Source organism: Algoriphagus aquaeductus (assembly GCF_003253485.1).
Lineage (GTDB): Bacteria > Bacteroidota > Bacteroidia > Cytophagales > Cyclobacteriaceae > Algoriphagus > Algoriphagus aquaeductus.
The window spans coordinates 239,280-257,823 of record NZ_QKTX01000001.1 but is presented as its reverse complement, the minus strand read 5'-3'; the positions used below and the strand labels follow the sequence as shown (position 1 = coordinate 257,823).

At 45.2% G+C, this 18,544-nt stretch carries 9 protein-coding genes; 2 read left to right on the top strand and 7 right to left on the bottom strand.

Translation table 11 applies throughout. The features are described from left to right. Positions 1-57: 57 nt before the first annotated feature. Positions 58-2,511, bottom strand: coding sequence for an ABC transporter permease (locus tag CLV31_RS01140; RefSeq protein ID WP_111391032.1), 2,454 nt, complete (start codon positions 2,509-2,511; stop codon positions 58-60). A 299-nt stretch (positions 2,512-2,810) separates the two neighbouring features. On the opposite strand from CLV31_RS01140, the gene CLV31_RS01135 reads away from it, so the two are divergent. Further along, positions 2,811-3,974: an FG-GAP repeat domain-containing protein gene (locus tag CLV31_RS01135; RefSeq protein WP_111391260.1), complete on the top strand. Its 1,164-nt coding sequence runs from the start codon at positions 2,811-2,813 to the stop codon at positions 3,972-3,974. 52 nt (positions 3,975-4,026) lie between these two features. Further along, a complete protein-coding gene (locus CLV31_RS01130) occupies positions 4,027-5,013 on the top strand; it encodes a bestrophin family protein (RefSeq protein WP_111391031.1) in 987 nt (328 codons plus the stop codon). A gap of 141 nt (positions 5,014-5,154) precedes the next feature. Here CLV31_RS01130 and CLV31_RS01125 read toward each other — a convergent pair whose 3' ends face one another. The 6 genes from CLV31_RS01125 to CLV31_RS01100 all read right to left on the bottom strand — a co-directional run bounded on the left by CLV31_RS01125 (position 5,155) and on the right by CLV31_RS01100 (position 18,433). Continuing rightward, on the bottom strand, positions 5,155-7,581 hold the full coding sequence (locus CLV31_RS01125) for an ABC transporter permease (RefSeq protein WP_111391030.1): 2,427 nt from the start codon (positions 7,579-7,581) through the stop codon (positions 5,155-5,157). 12 nt (positions 7,582-7,593) lie between these two features. Then, positions 7,594-10,020 (bottom strand): ABC transporter permease, encoded by a 2,427-nt coding sequence (locus tag CLV31_RS01120; protein WP_111391029.1) that lies wholly within the window; start codon positions 10,018-10,020, stop codon positions 7,594-7,596. 94 nt (positions 10,021-10,114) lie between these two features. Then, complete coding sequence (locus CLV31_RS01115; RefSeq protein ID WP_111391028.1) at positions 10,115-10,807, bottom strand: head GIN domain-containing protein; 693 nt, start codon at positions 10,805-10,807, stop codon at positions 10,115-10,117. A 151-nt stretch (positions 10,808-10,958) separates the two neighbouring features. Next, on the bottom strand, positions 10,959-13,379 hold the full coding sequence (locus tag CLV31_RS01110) for an ABC transporter permease (protein WP_111391027.1): 2,421 nt from the start codon (positions 13,377-13,379) through the stop codon (positions 10,959-10,961). A 236-nt stretch (positions 13,380-13,615) separates the two neighbouring features. Beyond that, complete coding sequence (locus CLV31_RS01105) at positions 13,616-16,018, bottom strand: ABC transporter permease (protein WP_111391026.1); 2,403 nt, start codon at positions 16,016-16,018, stop codon at positions 13,616-13,618. Between the two features lie 45 nt (positions 16,019-16,063). Further along, positions 16,064-18,433, bottom strand: coding sequence for an ABC transporter permease (locus CLV31_RS01100; RefSeq protein WP_111391025.1), 2,370 nt, complete (start codon positions 18,431-18,433; stop codon positions 16,064-16,066). Between the last annotated feature and the right edge of the window lie 111 nt (positions 18,434-18,544).

The following is an 18,544-nucleotide window of genomic DNA, read 5'->3' as shown; positions in this document are numbered from 1 at the left end:
TTCTGGCATCTTTTGTCTTACATCTTGGGTCTTATATCTCAGGTCTAAAATCTAATCTCACTCGCTTCTCAGCAGCTTGGTTGGATTGATCCAGGTAGCTTTGATGGTCTCAAGACTCACGATTAGGATGGAGAAAATCACACCGACCAAAAGCGACAGCAGGAAAACGCCAGCTCCCAATGGAACCTTGACCGCAAAGTCCTCCAGCCAAATCTGCATCAGGCAATAACTGACCGGAATGGATGTCAAGACCCCCACCAAAGTCACTTTCAGAAACTGTCGGTTAAACAAAAGCGAGATTTCTTGGGTCGTTGCCCCCATCACCCTTCGTATCCCGATTTCCTTCAATCGGCTCGTAATCGCGAGGGAAGCCATAGCAAACAAACCCATGCCCGCAATCACCAGAGCAACTAGTGCTGCTATGGTCACCAAAGAACTCAAGCTGTTGGCCTGCTCATATTCCCTTGCGATTTCATCCTCAATAAAGCTGTAATCAAAAGGGTCCGAACCATACAAGTCCTTCCAGATTCCTTCCAGCCGCTGGATCAAGGCTTGTTTATCCTCAGATTTAACCTTAATATAAATTTTAGCAATCATTTGGTCTTCCATAGTCAGGTTTCGGAATCCTTTGAAGAAATGATCCGGCTTCATAATCAATATTGCCGGTTCGACTTGCTGGAACAAACTTTCGTAGTGAAAATCCTTAACCACACCGATGGCTCGGTTTTCACCAAAAGGACGTTCACTTTCCAGACTTTTGCCAAAGGCTTCATCCCAGCCCAAAAGTTTCTTCATGGATTCATTCATGACAAATGCATTGGATAGATCTGAAGGATTATTGGTGGTGAAGTTCCGCCCTTCTATCAGATCAAGGTTAAAGAATTCCACAAAATCCTCATCTACGATATTGAGATGAAAATCAATTCCCTCTTCCTGGTCTGGATTGCGGAAACCAACCGAAAACCAAGAGTTATCCCCATACATAGCTGTGGCAATGGAAGTATGGAGTACCTCTGGTAATTTTCTGAGCTCATTTTTGAACGGCTGGGCATAGTCAAAACTTTTCTGAATCTGCTCTACTAATCCCTGCGCAGCTGGCGGAGGTACCTGAACCTGGATAATGTCCGATTTAGCTGCACCCAAGTCGAAGTTTTCTACCGTCTTCATTTGTTTGACCATCACCAAGGTGCAGGTCACCAATAGCGTGCAAATAAAAAACTGAAGGGCGAGCATGCTCATCCGAAGGTTTTGCTTTCCAAAACGAAGAGAAAGATTCGATTTCAATACCTGAACAGGACGAAAAGAGGCCAAGAAAATCGAGGGATAACAACCGGCTACCCATGCGATAAATAAGCCCAATCCCAGCAAAATAATCAGCTGATTCGCTTCAAAATTGATTTCCATCCGGGTTTGCATCAGCGAATTGAAAACGGGTAGAAACAGATAGGCCAACATCACGCCTAATCCCATAGAAACTGCAGTCAAAATCACCGACTCGGCCATAAATTGACCGAAAAGTTGTCCAAATCCTGCTCCCATGGTTTTTCGCACCCCAACTTCCTTGGATCTGCTTGCTGAATTCCCAATGGCCATGGTGGTGAAGTTGATACAGGCAATCAAAATAATCAGCACAGCCACCCCGGAAAGAATCCATAGTATCCGAGGATTGACCACCGTAGCGATGCCGGATGGTACCTCGATATTGAGATGCATATCCGAAAGTTCCTGAAGGCCAAAGCCATAATTGGCAGCTTCCTTTGGGTCCTGGAAATTCCGCTTGACAAAGTCTTTGGTCACTTGCTCAAACTGTACGGGAGTCATTCCATTTTTCAGGCGCGCATATCCGTCGCCAAATGACATATACCAATGACTCCGCATGTTTTCCGTAAAAAGGATCTCCAAGTTGGAATCATGCATCAGAATTTCATAGGATAAGCTGGAATTTCCCGGGGTATCTTCGATCAATCCAATGACCTCATAATTGAGCAATTCGTCAGTCAACCTGATTTGAAGTTCCTGACCGATTGGGTTTTCCTCTCCAAAAAACCGGGTGGCTGCGGTTTTGGACAATACAATCCCCGCTCTTTCTTCCCGGCTTTTAGGATACACACCCTGGAGCATTTGGTATCCAAACATTTCAAAAAAGTCCGAACTCACCAGCGTTACGGATTGGTTGAAGCCATCTCCATTGGCACGCTTGACCAAAAAGTTGTTCGGAACAAAATTGGTATAATCCACGCGGTCAGCCAGATTTTCCTCAATGACAGTCCCTAAAACCAAAGGAAGAGAAGGGAAACGAAATTCCCCTTGGTTTCCATTTTGGACCCGAAGGACTCGATACAAATTGGGCTGGTCCGGATGAAAAGAATCAAAACTGACCTGAAATTGGACATAAAAAAACAGGAGCGTGGTCACGGCTACTCCTACCGTCAATCCGATCAGGTTGATTAGGGTATACGATCGGTGCTTGAGCAGATTCCGAAATCCGACTTTGAGGTAATTGATCCACATAAAGACTGAAAGAGAAAGTGGTTTAGTAATCAAATAAGGACATGCCTTTACCTTCTGTTCCAGATTTATGCCAGCTCAAAATCGCCTTAAACTAGGCGAAAAGGGCATTTTTGAATAAAGCCCAAGGAATCAAGCGAACGATTTTGTCCGATGGCGGTCGAAATTGATTTTGCAATAAAAAATGGAGCCCAGCTTTCAGAAGCGCATTCACTTCAGCACACTCAGGATATTGAAATCTAAGGATTTACTGTTTTTTCCGAAAATACATTATCTTGAAAATCAACCCAGCACAAAATAACATGTTATTTTCTCCACTGCTTTCACTTTTCTTGGTTTTACCTGCCTCCTCTTCAGATCCCAAGTTTGAACCGCAGGTCATCGATGATAAGATCTCCATCGGCTATGGAATGGCCATTGGAGATGTGGATGGAGACGGGAAGCCGGATATCTTATTGGCAGACAAAACCGAGATCGTCTGGTATCGAAACGGAGATTGGAAAAGGCACGTCATGGCTTCCAATCTTACTGTATCCGACAATGTATGCATTGCTGCCCGTGATTTGGACGGGGATGGAAAGGTGGAAGTGGCTGTTGGTGCCCAGTGGAACCCCGGAGAAACCTCAGATCCGGAAAAATCAGGAGCAGTTTTCTACCTCAGTCGACCGGCCGATCCTACTCAAATGTGGACTCCCAAACCACTGCATCACGAACCGACCACTCACCGCATGCGCTGGGTCAAATCCGATGGAAAAGCATACTTGATCGTCGTGCCGCTTCATGGCAGAGGCAATAAAAACGGAGAAGGTGAAGGCGTCAAAGTTATGGCTTATGAGTTTCCCCAAAATCCATCTGGAGATTGGGATTACAAAGTGATTGATGAAAACATGCACTTAACCCACAACCTCGATGTGGTCAGCAGGGGATTGAACGAGGGCCTTATTTTGGGAGGAAAAGAAGGGGCTCGCGTACTTTCTCCGGTACAAGGCAAGTGGAAGAATGAGCCCTTGGCGATTTCGGGACATGGAGGAGTCGGAGAATTAAGGCTGGGGAATTTTTCAAGCGGAAAACAATTTTTAGCAACCGTCGAACCCATGCATGGGAACAATTTGGTGGTGTATGAAGGGACCAATCCAAACTCACCCGCTTCTCCAACCAAACGTATTCTTTTGAACGATAACCTGAAAGAAGGACATGCCTTAGCCATAGGTGATTTTCTGAATCTGGGTTCTGATCAAATTGCAGTTGGATGGAGAAATCCCAATGAACAGCAGGAGATTGGGATCAAGCTTTTCATCCCAAAAAACAGCTCTTTCTCGGAATTTGAGGAAGTTTGGATTGATCAAAACGGCATGGCCTGCGAGGATATTCAGGCTGCAGATCTGAATGGTGATGGCAAGCTGGATTTGATTGCCTCAGGACGCTCCACCAAAAACCTGAAGATCTACTGGAATAAAAGTAATTAAGTCCAATACCTCAGAATGCCAAAGTCAATCTTGATTTTTAACTGATCTCCGCATGTTTGTCAACCGACATTATCAAATCCAAAGCACCATCAAATGGTCGAAGAAACCCCTCAGAAATGCCTTTCTCTATTCTGCAGCGATCATCGTTTTGTATGAAATCACGGGTATCCCATTTTCCCTTCCCTGGCAGCCGGTATCTGTCATCGGTATTGCGGTCGCTTTTTACCTTGGCTTCAAAAACAATTCCTCCTATGACCGTACTTGGGAGGCTCGAAAAATCTGGGGTTCCATCATCAACTACAGCCGATCCTTTGCGACAGCAGTCTTAAGTTTACCGGAAGAGAAAGTTTCTCAATCAGAAAAAAACGAATTGATCCGTCGTCATATCGCCTGGACTCTGGCCCTAAAACATGCCATGCGGAAAGGAAAATCCTGGGAGCATAATGGGCCCATCGAAAACATGATTTTCACTCCGACATTTCAGGAGGAGATGAAAAAAGGCGTGCTTCCTGAAATCGAGAGATACCTTACTCAGGAGGAGTTGGAAGTCTTGAAATCCTTTGGAAATTTCCCTACCCATTTGCTCAAAACCCAACGGATTGCCCTACAGGCTCTCAGTGACCGTAAGCTCATCGGGGAAATCACGCAAGTGTGGCTTCAGGATCTGGTCACCAAACTGTATGATGTACAGGGTATGACCGAGCGGATCAAAAACTTCCCCTTTCCCCGGCAGTATGCCTCCACGGGCATGTTTATCAATTACATTTTCTGCGCACTGATTCCCTTTGGACTTCTTGATATTTTTGAGCAATCCACCAAACTGCATTATTGGCTGACCATCCCTTTCTCGGGGATTATCATCTGGATTTTCTTTTTGGTAGATCGGATCGGAGACTATTCCGAAAATCCTTTCGAAGGTGCTTACAACGATGTACCGATTTCGTCCATTTCCCGCATGATCGAAATTGAATTGCTGGAAATGATGGGAGAAAAGGAACTCCCCTCTCCCTATCCTGTGGAAAATGGTTTTTTGATGTAGAGCGATTGGAAAGCATGGAAGTTGGGAAGTAGGAAGATGAAGAAGATTTTAGCTTTGAGGTTAATAAAGTCCATATTTTGAATAAACTCTTCTCTTTTTTACTTACCTCCCAACTCCCTTACCTCCTTGCCCCCAACTCCCCTACTCATTCTTGATACTCTTCACCGGATTGGCCCAAGCAGCTTTGATGGTCTGGGAAGTCACCGTAAGGGCTGCTATCAGGCCTGCCAATATCCCGGCAACCAAGAATACGGTCCAATTGATGCCAATATGATAGGCGAAGTCATCCAGCCACGAGTTCAGTCCAAACCATGAAATCGGCACTGCCAAGACAAAACCGATTCCCACCAGCTTCATAAAATCTTTGCCGAGCAACACCAAAATATTTCCTGTCTCTGCCCCCATGACTTTGCGGATGCCAATTTCCCGGGTTCGCTGCTCAGTGGCAAATGTGACCAAACCCAGCAATCCCAATATCGAAATCAACACTGCCAGACCTGAGAAAAAAGTAAAAATGGTCTTCAACCTATTTTCAGCCTCATATTGTCGGTTAAACCCTTCATCCACAAACAGGGGTTCAAATGGAAAATCAGGTCGAAGTTGTGCCCATTCCCCTTTCAGATAAGCCAAAACCTCCTCCCGTTGGGTCGCATCGATTTTGATACTGAGCAGGTTGTTTCGGTTTTGAGAAATCATAAATACAATCGGCACAATGGGCTGATGCAAGCTTTCAAAGTGAAAATCCTTCATTACTCCGGTGACAAAGCCTCTTCTTCCGCCGTATTGAAACTGCTTGCCGATGGCCTCTTCGGCACTGCTCCAGCCTACCGCACGGATAGCCGTTTCGTTGAGCACAAAAGCCTGGGTAGAATCGCTGGCCTGAAGAAAATCAAAGGTTCGCCCCGCTACCACAGGTATTCCGTAGGTCTCCAAAAAGTTGTGTCCCACATGAATATCCGCAATCCGAACATCGATCTGGGTCAATTCTCCATTGACTTCAGCCGTGGTTCCCTGAGAGTCCAGCAACCTTCCTGAAGGAACTCTGCTGGACATGGAAACCGCACGGATGCCGGGATGGTTTTCCAGACGATCTTTGATGATCAGGTAATTTTCATTGATTTGGGGACTGTTGGGCAAGACCACAATATCTTCCTTCTGAAAGCCCAAATCTTTGCTTTGCATAAAATTGAGCTGATTGACCACCACCAAAACCGCCACGATGAGTACCACCGAGATGGCGAATTGCCCCACCACCAAAACTGCCCGGAATCGCTCATGGCCTTTCCCGGCCTTGAAAGTTCCTTTCAAGACCCTTGCAGGCATAAATCCGGATAAAAACAGCGCAGGGTAACTTCCTGAAATCAGACCCACGAACAACATAATCCCCCCTATTCCCAACAAATACTCGGGATGAGTAATCAGGTTGAAACTAAGTGGTTTTTCGACAAAATCAGAAAACAGCGGCAAAAACAACCACACCAGCAACAATGCCAAGACCATGGAAAGAAAGGTCATCACCAGAGACTCCCCCATAAACTGACGGATCAAAATGGAGCGGTCTGCACCCATCACTTTGCGAAGCCCCACTTCCATCGACCGCAGAGAAGACCGGGCTGTTGAGAGATTCATGAAATTGATACAGGCAATCAACAGGATAAAAAATGCCACCGTGAGGTAAATGTACACGTAATCGATATTGCCATTGGGCTCGATTTCGGAAGCAAGATTGGAATGCAGGTGAATGTCTGCAATGGGCCAAAGGAACAGTTTGGTGCCCTGAGAGGCTGGAATTCCTGCCTGATTGGCTCCCATGTGCCGGTCAATCAGGCTCGGAAGCTGACTTTCAAAATCCTGATACTTGACACCTTCTTTCAGCTTGATAAAGGTCGAAAAATTATTGGATCCGTAGTTGGACATAAAGCCTTCCAATCCTCCATAAAACTGAACAACCGGAATCATCGAGGCCACAAAATCCACATGAAAGTGTGAGTTTTCGGGCAGATCCTTCATCACTCCTCTTACCTGAAGGGGATAATCTCCTCCCGGGAGAACCGCAATCAGCTCTTTGCCAATGGGAGACTGATTCCCAAAATAACGCTTGGCTGTGGATTCGGTCAGAATTATTCCTTCTGCTTCAAGGAGAGCTTCCTTGCCCTGACCTGCTACAATTTCCCAGGAAAAAAGATCAAAAGCCTCCGGGTCGGCAAAGAAAAACCGATCCTCTTCGAAAGCCTCCGTGCCGGATTTGATTAAGGGATTAAAATTGAATATCCGTGCAGAAACCTCCACGTCCTCAGGAAAATCCGACTGAATCAAGGGACCAAAAGGTGGTGCAGTATGGCCCAAGTGGAGACTGATTTCCCCATCTGGATTAAACCATGCCCTACTCACTCTGAAAATCCGGTCTCCATCCGGATGGTGCCGATCATAGCTCAATTCAAACTGCACGTACAATAAAATAACCATACTCACTGCCATTCCCAGGGCAAGGCCTATCAGGTTGATCAAGACATACATCGGATGCTTTTTGGCATTCCGGAAGACGATTTTGAAATAGTTTTTGAACATGGCTAGTTGGATTTATTCAGTTTTGAGGCTTTTCACTGGATTGTTTCGGGCTGCAGAAAACGCCTGATAACTTACGGTCAGGACTGCGATGATCAAGGTGGCCAAACCTGCCGAAAAGAAAAGGAAAAGGTTCATTTCGGTCTGATAGGCAAAGGATTTGAGCCATTGAGTCATGGCATAGTAGGCTACGGGAGCACCGATGACAAAAGCCAATATGACCAATCGGCTGAATTTGGTGGTAAGCATCCAGACCAAACTTGTCGTGGAAGCTCCCAGTACTTTTCGCACTCCGATTTCTTTGGTTTTTTGATGCGCAGTGTAAGCCGCCAAACCAAACAAACCAATACAGGCAATGACGATGGCCAGAATAGAGAAGGAAGTGAGGATTTTCCCTGAAACCTGCTCATTTTGATACAGTTGTTCCAGATCATTTTCCAGAAAATAAAAAGAAAAAGGTTGATTTTGACCAAACCGTCCCCATAGGTTTTCAATTTCACCCAGAGTGGAGGGAAGGTAATCTCCAGAAATATTAACAGCCAAATACGCACTTAATCCCATTCCGGACTCCAAGCTAAAAATTGCCAAAGGAGTAATCGGCAAATGCAGGGACTCAAAATGGAAATCTTCTGCGATACCGATTACTGTAAACGGAACCGTTACATCTTCACCATTCAGCCTGACCGTACTGTAAATCTTGCTACCGATCGGGCTATCATTGAGCCCAAAAGATTGGGCTGCAGCGCGATTGAGAATCACAGAAGTGCTGTCATTGAAGTCCTGGTCAAAAAACCTCCCCTCGTTCATCCGGATATTCATGGTTGTAAGAAAAAAATCATCTACCACCATTCCTTTGCCGGTAAGTACCTCCGCCTTTCCCTCCGGCGTAAACTGAACTCCGAAAAATCCCTTCCCGGGCATATTGGTACTGCCTCCGGCCTCCATCACTCCCGGAAGTTTGAGGACTTCCTCCCGAAATGTTTCCGGATTTTCCAATTGATTAAAGCGGTCGATTACGACCATATTCTCCCTTTGGAAACCCAGATTCTTGGTTTGAATGAATTCCATTTGTCTGTTGATGATCAACGTACCCGCGATCAAAATTATGGATATGGCAAACTGGAAAACCACTAATCCATTTCTAAGAAACTGTCCTTTTTGAGAAGAGGTAAATTTACCCTTCATGATTTCCACCGCGTGCATATTGGAAATCTGAAATGCCGGATAGTACCCGGCAATCAAAGCGACGAGGATTCCCATGCCCAATAACCCCGGTATCAAGTCTTGGATCACGTTCAGACTCAAGTGTAACTCCTTTTGAGCCAGGCCATTAAACCAAGGCAGAATTAATCCTACCAGCATCAAGGACAACAGCATACTCACTGCTACCAAAAGACTGGCCTCCATCAGGAACTGAACAATCAGCTGCTTGCGATCCGATCCCATGGCTTTTCTCACGCCCACCTCTTTGGAACGCTCTGCGGAACGCGCTGTGGCGAGATTGATAAAGTTGACCGAGGCAATCAAAAGGATAAACAGCGCGACAGAAATAAAAATATACACATACCGAATATTTCCGTTGGCTTTGAGTTCACCTTGAAGTTGGGAAGTAAGGTGAATTTTAGTCAGGGGTTGAAGGAAATAATTGTATCCATTGCCCGCAGCGACATAATCCTCGTAGTTGACGCCAGTGTTCCTTTCGATCTGTCCCGCCGCATATTTTTTCACCAAAGGAGGAATGGCCTTTTCTACTGATTCTGGTGTGGCATTTTCCCGAAGTTTGACATAGGTCAAGGCTGAAAATGCGGCATAGGTAGGATTGTTATTGAAGGGTTGCCCGGCAGTGGTTCCAAGTAATTCAAAATATAGGTGCGAATTTGTGGGCAAATCTTCCATTACACCGGTGACTTCCACATCTTGGCCATTGAGCTTAAAAACCTTCCCCAGTATATCGGTGGAATTAAAATAATTTTTTGAGAGTGTTTCGCTGAGTACCACTGCTTGAGTTTTGTAAAGTGCAGTTCGAGGGTCACCCTGAATCAGCCGAATAGGAAACAATTCAAAAAAATTGGAATCGGCTAAAGCCACGGCCCGTTCCTCATAAAAATCCTCCTCAATCTGAATCGTACTGGCAAAGTCACCAAATGAAAAAAGCCTGGTGGCATTTTCTACCTCAGGAATTTCATTTTTAAACACCTCCGCAAATCCATCCGGGATGGTCGCATACAGATTGATGTGATCAGGATAGATTCGTTCCAATGCTACCCGATAGAGTTTTTCCTTTTCCGCCCAAAACGAGTCATAACTCAATTCATCCTTCACCTGAAGAAAAATCAGTAGGCAACAGGTCAGGCCCAAAGTCAGTCCAATCACATTGATCGCTGTGTAGACCTTGTTTTTGAGGAGATTACGGTACGCGATTTTCAGGTAATTCTTCAGCATGACTGGATGGGGTTGGGGTGATAAATTGGGTCAAACTGGAAAAAGTGCCGATCAGGAAACCTGACCGGCACTGGAGATAGATAGGGCTGGGTAATTATTCCTTGATCAGCTTGGCAGAACCGCTGATTCCGACTTTTTGCATTTCAGGATTGCCTCTGTAGTAAACGTTTCCTGATCCGGATGCTCCTACCGTGAGGCTTTTGATGGCGGTGATATGCGTTTGTCCTGAGCCGGACTTACCGATTTTTACGGTTTGGGCATTGAGGTCTATTCCTTCAAAATCCCCCGAACCGGACTGTCCGATCGTCACATAGTCCACTTGACCTCCTTCGATTTCTACATCACCCGAACCGCTCATGCCTACATTCAAGTTACGGGCATTGATGGATTTGGCCTTGATGGTACCCGAACCTGAGGTACCAATTGAAAATTCGTCAGCACCAAAATCCGAAGCCAACAGGACATTTCCGGATCCAGAGCAGCCAACGGCTTCCAATTCGCGAACCGTGACATACACTTGAAGCTCTACGTTTCGATAGTTGCCTTTCTCGAGTTTGATTTTCAAAGTTCTGCCATCAAGCTCTGTGATGACCTTATTGAGATCAAAGGAGGCAGATTCCAGTCGGACTTCATCTTTGTTTCCTTTGGTAATAAATACATCCCAACTCCCTCCAGTCTCCACGCGGGTAAAAGTACCGGGAGTACGGGTTTGGGAATTTTGGGCATGAGCTGTGAACACGACAGCCATAAAAAGAAAAAGGGCGGAAAGAATTGAGGTAATCTTCATAGCAAGTTGAGTTTAGAATGGTTTATGAATTTCATTTATTATGCCAGTGGAAAACATGCGAAAAGAGCATGTATTCAAGGTTTTTTGGGATTAGGTTGTCCGTTGGGGGAAATTTTTGACCGCCAACGGACAAAACGGAAATCAAAGCAGCTTATTCATTTTTCAAATAATCCACCGGATTGGAGGCTGCTGTCTTGAAACTTTGAAAACTAACAGTCAACCAGGCGATTACAATCGATATCAATCCTGAAATCCCCACCAATACCAGATCAATGGACGTTCGGAAAGCGAAGTTTTGCAGCCAATATTTTTCCATCAGGAAATAGCTCAAAGGTCCGGCAATCAAAAAAGCAATGAGCACCAACAAGATAAAGTCCTTGCTCAAAATGGTCACCAAATGACTCATCGATGCCCCCAGCGCCTTACGGATACTGATTTCTTTGGATCGCTGCTCGGTCGTATAAGCTGCAAGTCCAAAAAGGCCCAAACAGGCAATGCTGATCGCCAATACCGTGAAGACCAAAATGATTTTGCCCATTTTAGCCTCTGCCTGAAAAAGGGTCGCAAAGTTGGAATCGATGAAAGTATATTCAAAGGCCGCTCCATCAGCATGTTTTTTCCACAGTTGCTCCAATTGCGCTATTTTCTCTTGGGGATTACCCGGGCTAATTCGGATCGCCATCTCATTGTTGGGCGTAGGGCCCAGTGTCATGATCAAAGGCTTTACAGTTGCTCTCAAACTTTCAAAGTTGAAATCACGCATGACTCCAATGACAGTCCGCTCTACCGGTTCAGAATTGACATTCCAAAAACCACTTACTTTTTGGCTTCCGTCCAGTGTAGTCCAGCCCATTTGTCTGAAAGCCGTTTCGTTCAATATCACAGTTCCGGTATCACTGGGGAATTCTCGAGAGAAAAACCTTCCCTGAACCAATTCATAGCCCAAGGCCTGCTGCTGATCATGGTCTACAAAATTGAGATTGCAAAGAAAATCCTGTTGGGTATCTGTCGTCTTGAATACCGAGGACCAATCAATATTTGGTGGAAGTGTATTGGCGTAACTTGCCGCCACGAAGCCGGTTTGACTTAATAATTCCTGCTTAAACGCCTCTGCATTATTGCCCAAAGCACGGGTATGCAACAGGTCGATCACATTCTCTTTTTGGAATCCCAGATTTTTTTCCTGCATAAATCGAAGCTGCTTATACACGACCATACTGCTGATGATCAGGCAAATGGAAATCAAAAACTGAAAAACAACCAACCCGTTTCGAAAATTGGAGCGCTTCACCCCACTCCGGATTTTCCCCTTCAAGACCGTCACCGGTGAAAAAGAGGTTAGATAAAATGCAGGATAGGATCCAGCCAAAAAACCAACTGAAACCAAGAATCCAAAGATCCCCAACAAAATCAAGGGATTTGTAAAGATTCCCAAGCCCAATTCTTTCCCCGAAAGCTGATTGAATGGATAAAGTGCCAACAGGATAAAAACCAAGGCCACTACCCAGGAAATCAAACAATACAAAAATGATTCGGACAAAAACTGAATGACTAAGCGACTTTTTTCCGCACCGACAGCCTTTCTTACCCCCACTTCTTTGGCACGGTTAGAGGCACGGGCGGTAGACAAATTCATGAAATTGATACAGGCAATCAGAATAATGAAAAGCGCTACTGCTCCAAAAATATAGAGGTATTGAATACTCCCACCGGGCTTGATTTCCTCGGCAGTTCCGGATTTGAGATGAATGTCCAGCAAGGGATACACTACGTAACCAAAGCGATTCCCTTGTTCCTGAAAAGCCTCCAATGAAATCCCCAGAAATCTCTGAACCTCAGGACCAAAGTATTTGGGAATAAATCCATCCAAGATGGTTTTGACTTTGGCCGGATCTGATCCAGGATGAATCCGATAGTAGGTATACAGGTTGTTGGAAGACCACTGTGGATCTTTCATATAGCTCCAGCTATCCCCGGACAAAATCATATTGAAATCGATATGTGAATTGTGTGGGGGATCGACAACGACTCCCGTGACTTCAGTTGCCGTTTTATCAGAGCCTCGAAATAAAACCTTTCCAATAGCCTCCTCTTCACCAAAATATCTTTTAGCAGCAGATTCTGTCAAAATCACTCGATTAGGACCCACCAATGCCGTTTTTGGATCACCTTTGACCAAATCAAATCCAAAAAAATCGAAGAAATTCGGGTCCGCCACCAACGTAATCGGCTCTGTGAATGACTTTTCTTCGTAACGCACCGGCATGGTCCGAAAAAGACCCAAACGAATCACATCAGCAGCCTCCGGTATTTCGTCCTTGATGGCCTGAGCCATCGGTGCAGGCGAAAAAGGCATATCAAACTCATTCCCGTTCATACTGCCTTGCATTCCCACGCGGTAGATCAGCTCTGCATTCGGGTGGAATTTGTCATAGCTGAGTTCATCCACGATGTAAATCAAAATCAAAATAGACGCTGCCATCCCCAAGCTCAAGCCTAGGATATTGATCCCGGAATAGACCTTGCTTTTCAGGACATTACGATAGGCGATTTTCAAATAGTTTTTCCACATATCTGGCGGGGTTAGTTGGTTTAGTTTTTGGAAAAGTGGAGGTTGGTTTAGTTTTCAAATAAGCAGATGCTGCTTTTCACCCATTAGTTGCAAATAGTGGATCAAAAAATAAAAATGCCCAAAGGAGCCCCCAAATGGCATTTACACCCTAACAAAACTGAACGCCATCTGTCCAGTTTGGTCGAAGGCGGACAAAAAAATAAAATCCATCTGGCTAGATGGGAGTATCCTTGAAATTATTCGTTTTGGATGGAATCGACAGGGTTGGCCCAGGCAGCCCGTACAGCCTGAAATCCTACTGTCAATAAAGCGACAAAAAGACTCAAGGCTCCAGCTGATACAAAGGTGGTGAGAGACAAACCAGCCTGATAGGGAAAGTCCATTTGCCAAGCCCTCATCACATACCAGGCAATCGGAATTGCCAATAAAATTGCCAATCCCACCAAAATCATAAAATCCTTACTGACCAATCGAACCAAACTTTCACTGCTGGCCCCCAATACTTTTCGGATTCCGATTTCTTTGGTTCTTTGCTGCACGGAATACGCTGCCAATCCAAACAGCCCGAGACAGGATATCACGATTGCCAAGATCCCTGCGATGCTGAAAGCCAGACTTAATTGGGCTTCTGTCCGGTATTGCCGGGCAAACACTTCATCGGTAAAGGAGTAATTGAATGGATTGCCCGGAAAAATATCCTGATAAAGATTTTTGATTTCCTCCAGGTGCTCCTTTATTCTGGAAGGTTCCAAGATCAGGGTAAAAAACCCACCCGCCTGACTAGGGAGAAACACACTAGGTCGAATTTCTTCTCTGAGAGACATATGGTGATAGTCGCGTACCACGCCGACTACTTCAAAAGGTTTTCCCCAAAGAATCGTCTGTCCTGCAGCCGATTCAGGATTTTCAAAGCCAAGCTGACGAGCGGCCTTTTCGTTGAGGATAACCTTGTAAGAAGAGTTCCAGCTGGACTTTGTTTCATCGGGAGTAAAATTTCTGCCCGCCAGTACATCAATCTCGTAGACTGTAAAAAACTGTTCATCGACAATCAGCATGGAGTAGGTGTGCTCTTCATCTTCCGGTCTTGGCACTTGAGGACTGAACCCCCCTGCTGAAAAATTATATCCGATTCCGGGTATATTATTAGACCCAGCCAATCCTTTGATATAAGATTTGGCTGACAAGGCATCCCTGAATGAATTGATCTTCGCATCACGGTTGTCCCCGATATCATTCGGGCCCGCTATGGCCACTTTTTGGCTCACATTCATTCCCAGATTCTGATTTTGCATGAATGTGAGTTGGTCCCGGATTACCAACGTACAGGTGATAATCACTCCCGAAATCACAAACTGGAAGACAACCAATGATTTGCGAAGCCACTGATGATCAAGCTTGAAATGCATACGGGATTTTTTCTCAAATCTTCCAGACAAAAAGACCACATAAAACCCCGAAATCAGCACGCAAAACCCCAAGAGTATCAAAATTGCCAAGAGGGCTGACGGCTTTCCCAATGCCCACAACCAAATAGGAGTTCCGAAGACTTGGTCCAGATAAGGGGCTATGATTACCAAGATTATGGATGAAATCACCAAAGCCAAGATCATCAATACGAGCGTTTCAGCCATAAACTGCTGGGCAAGCTGCCATGATCTCGCCCCCAAGATCCGACGCATACGGATTTCCTTGATTCTGGTCAAGATCGAAGCAGAGGAAAGATTGAGGTAATTGACATAGGCAATCGCCAAGATTAACACGGCAATGGCCAAAAAGACCAAGACACTGCCCATTTCTGAATAACTAGGCATCGGATCTCCAATACTCCCGCCCAAGTGAATCTCCCGGAAGGGTTGTAAAAGCACTTGGGAATTCTCTGACCCAGGATTCTTTTGGATAAAAGAAGTCAGTCTTTCCGACAATTCTCCACCCGAAACTCCAGCCTTGGTTAGAAGTATAAGGTTTACAAATCCAGATTCTAAGCCATCCGGATTTGCCCAGTCGTTGCCCTGACGATAGGCTGGATTTTCCAGGGTATGAATGGATACAAAAACCTCACCTTGAAAATCAGAACGGGGTGATATAGCTGCAATAACCCCAGTGACCGTCAATTCCGTTTTTCCAAACTGATTGCTTAAGGAAAATATTTTCCCCAAAGGATCTTGATCTCCAAAAAGCTTTTGAGCGAAAGATTCTGAAAGAACAGCCGTTTTAGGTCTACTGAGGTCAGCGTTCCCCCTGACTATGTCAAAAGAAAATGCTCGGAAGAAATCTCCCTCCACGAAGGAGATTTGCTCTTCTGTAAACGCCAAATCTGTGTCTGGGACTGCAAGAAGACCGCTTCCAATTCCAGAGGCAATCCGAAGGACTGACTCCACCTCTTCAAAGTTGCTCTTCAAGATAGGCCCATACCCCGGAGGAAGGAAAATCTCATAATCACCCTTGCCCTCGGTGACTACGACCCGGTACAGATCATCCTTTCGAATATGGAATTCATTATAACTCCATTGGGTAGCGACAAAGGCGAAAAGTACCAAAAAGGTCACCAGGCCCAAAATCAATCCCACAAGATTGACGGAGGAAAATACACTACGCTTGAGTAAACTTCTTAGCGATACCCGTAGATAGTTTAGGATCATAAGAGGGCCTGTGAATGATGGTGAATGGAAAAATGAATAGTTGGCTTATTCCGTCTTGATCGCTTGGACCGGATTACTTCTCACCGCTTTGATGGATTGGAGGGTAACAGTGATCAAGGCAATCCCTAGAATCAATACAGCCGCCAAAGGAATAAACCACCACTCAAAATCAATTCGGTAAGCATATCCTTCCAACCAGTCGCTCATAAACCAATAAGCCAAGCCCGAACCGATCAAAATGGACACCATCACGACCAGAATAAACTCCCGATTGATCACCTGAAGAATATTGAACGTAGATGCTCCCAGTACTTTTCGGATGCCGATTTCCTTGGTTTTTTGCTCAGCCACATGAGCAGAAAGTCCCAATAAGCCCAAGCAGGAAATCAAAATCGTCAAAATGCTGAAATACTGAGCTAAATCCCTTAACCTCACATCATCCTGATACAAGCGGGCGTAGTTGTCATCCATAAATTGATAGGTGAATGGAAAAACAGGATTCAGCTCCTCGGCAACTGCTTGGATAGCACCCAAAGTTTTTTCCATTTCCCCGGCCTTTACCCTGATGAAAGCATTGCTAGCGTAACTCGGATCCAATATAATGAAGGCAGGCTCCATGACTTGGTGGAAACTTTGGAAATGAAAATCTTCCACCACCCCAGTCACCTGTCGGGTCTCTCCATTGATGATGACCGTTCGCACTTCGGGATTGGCCTGAGTGATGATTTCAAATGCCCGCTGATTCAAAATCACCGATTGGGTAGAATCTGAGCCTTTGTCCCTTGAAAAGTCCTCCCCATCGATCAGCTTCATACCCATCGTGGAGAGATAGTCATAATCCACCAAAATCCGCTCAAATAGCGCATTGAACTCGGGATCTTTCCCCTCCCATTCCACACCTCCAGTATTGGAGTTTCGACCAAGTAAGTTATGCGTAGTCCGAGTGACTGATTCGATATTGGGATTATTTTCCAATTGGGTCTTGAAGATCTCATACTTCCCAAACAGCTCCCCCTCCAAGGGTACCATGATCAACTGATCTTTTTCATACCCAATATTTTGCTTCAGAGCATAATTGATCTGTTGAAAAACCACCACGGTAGAAACAATCAAGGCTGTAGCCAAAATAAACTGGAAGAGAACCAATCCTTTTCGTGCCAATACGACCCGTTTGCTACCCTGAATGTGATTTTTGAAAACCGATACCACCTTGGTAGCTGAAAGGTAAAATGCCGGATAACTGCCCGAAACCAATCCGGTAAACAAAATCACCGCCCCAAACTGAGCCCAAAACATACCCTCACCCAAGGGCAAAACCATTTGTTTCCCTGTAAGGGTATTGAAAACGGGAAGGGTAATCTGTACCAATAGCAAAGCCAGAATTCCTGAAAAAACCGTAATCAAGACTGATTCGCTCAGAAATTGGTACACCAATGAGGACTTATCCGCACCGGAAACTTTCCGAACCCCCACTTCTTTAGCCCGCTTTTGGGATTTGGCCGTGGAAAGGTTCATAAAATTGATACAGGCAATCAGCAAAATAAAGAACCCGATCATGGCAAAAAGCTTTACGGTTTTAATTCTTCCTTCTTGCAGCTTGCCGTCTTTCCAGGAGCCATGGAGATACAATTCGCTTTGGGGGTAGGCAAATAGTTTTACATTGCTGTTTTCATTTCGCTCGAGAATAAAGTCTTTGATTGATTCGGAAAACTTCTCCCCATCAGTTCCAGCCCTCAATTTCACGATAGTACTCGGGCCGTTATTTCCCCAGTATTTCAACCATTGATTGTAAGGTTTGTCAAACATCACCTGATAGGGCAAAATGTATTCAAAAGCACTGCTGACGGTAGATCCCAAGCTCTTGAGCACACCCTGCACCACATATAGTTCTTCTTCTTCATTGCTGATCAACTGAACTGATTCCCCGATAGCATCTGTAGTACCGAAGAGTTTGACTGCCGCCTCCTCTGTCAATACAATGTGGGACTTATCGGTAAGAGCCAATTCCTTGTTGCCATGCAGAAATGGGTATTGCATGATGTGGAGGTAATCTGCCCCGGCAAAAAATCCATTCAATTTCACCCGCTTTTCCCCATTGACAAAGAGATGCTCTTCATTCCAGGAATAAGTAGCCGCTTTTTCTACTTCAGAAAGGCTTTCTTTCATGGTTTCAGCCAAAATCCCGGGAGTGGAGGTTGTAGTGAAAATCTGAGCTCCATAGGATTGATGCTCCATGACCCGATAGACCTGATCGGATTGGGCAAGTCCTTTTCCGACTTCAAATTCACTCTTGATCCATAGTCCGATCAGCACCGCTGCCCATAGTCCGAGCGACAATCCCAGTGTATTGATCAGAAAGGTGAGTTTGTGTTTGGCAAAGCCACGAAGCGCGATTTTTAGGTAGTTGGTTAGCATGAGAAGTTGGGAAGTTTGGGGGTTGGGAAGTTGGGGAGGATGGAGGTATGGGAGTTGGGAAGTGTGGGGATATGGGAGTTGGGAAGTTTGGAGGTTAGGAAGCTTGTTGAA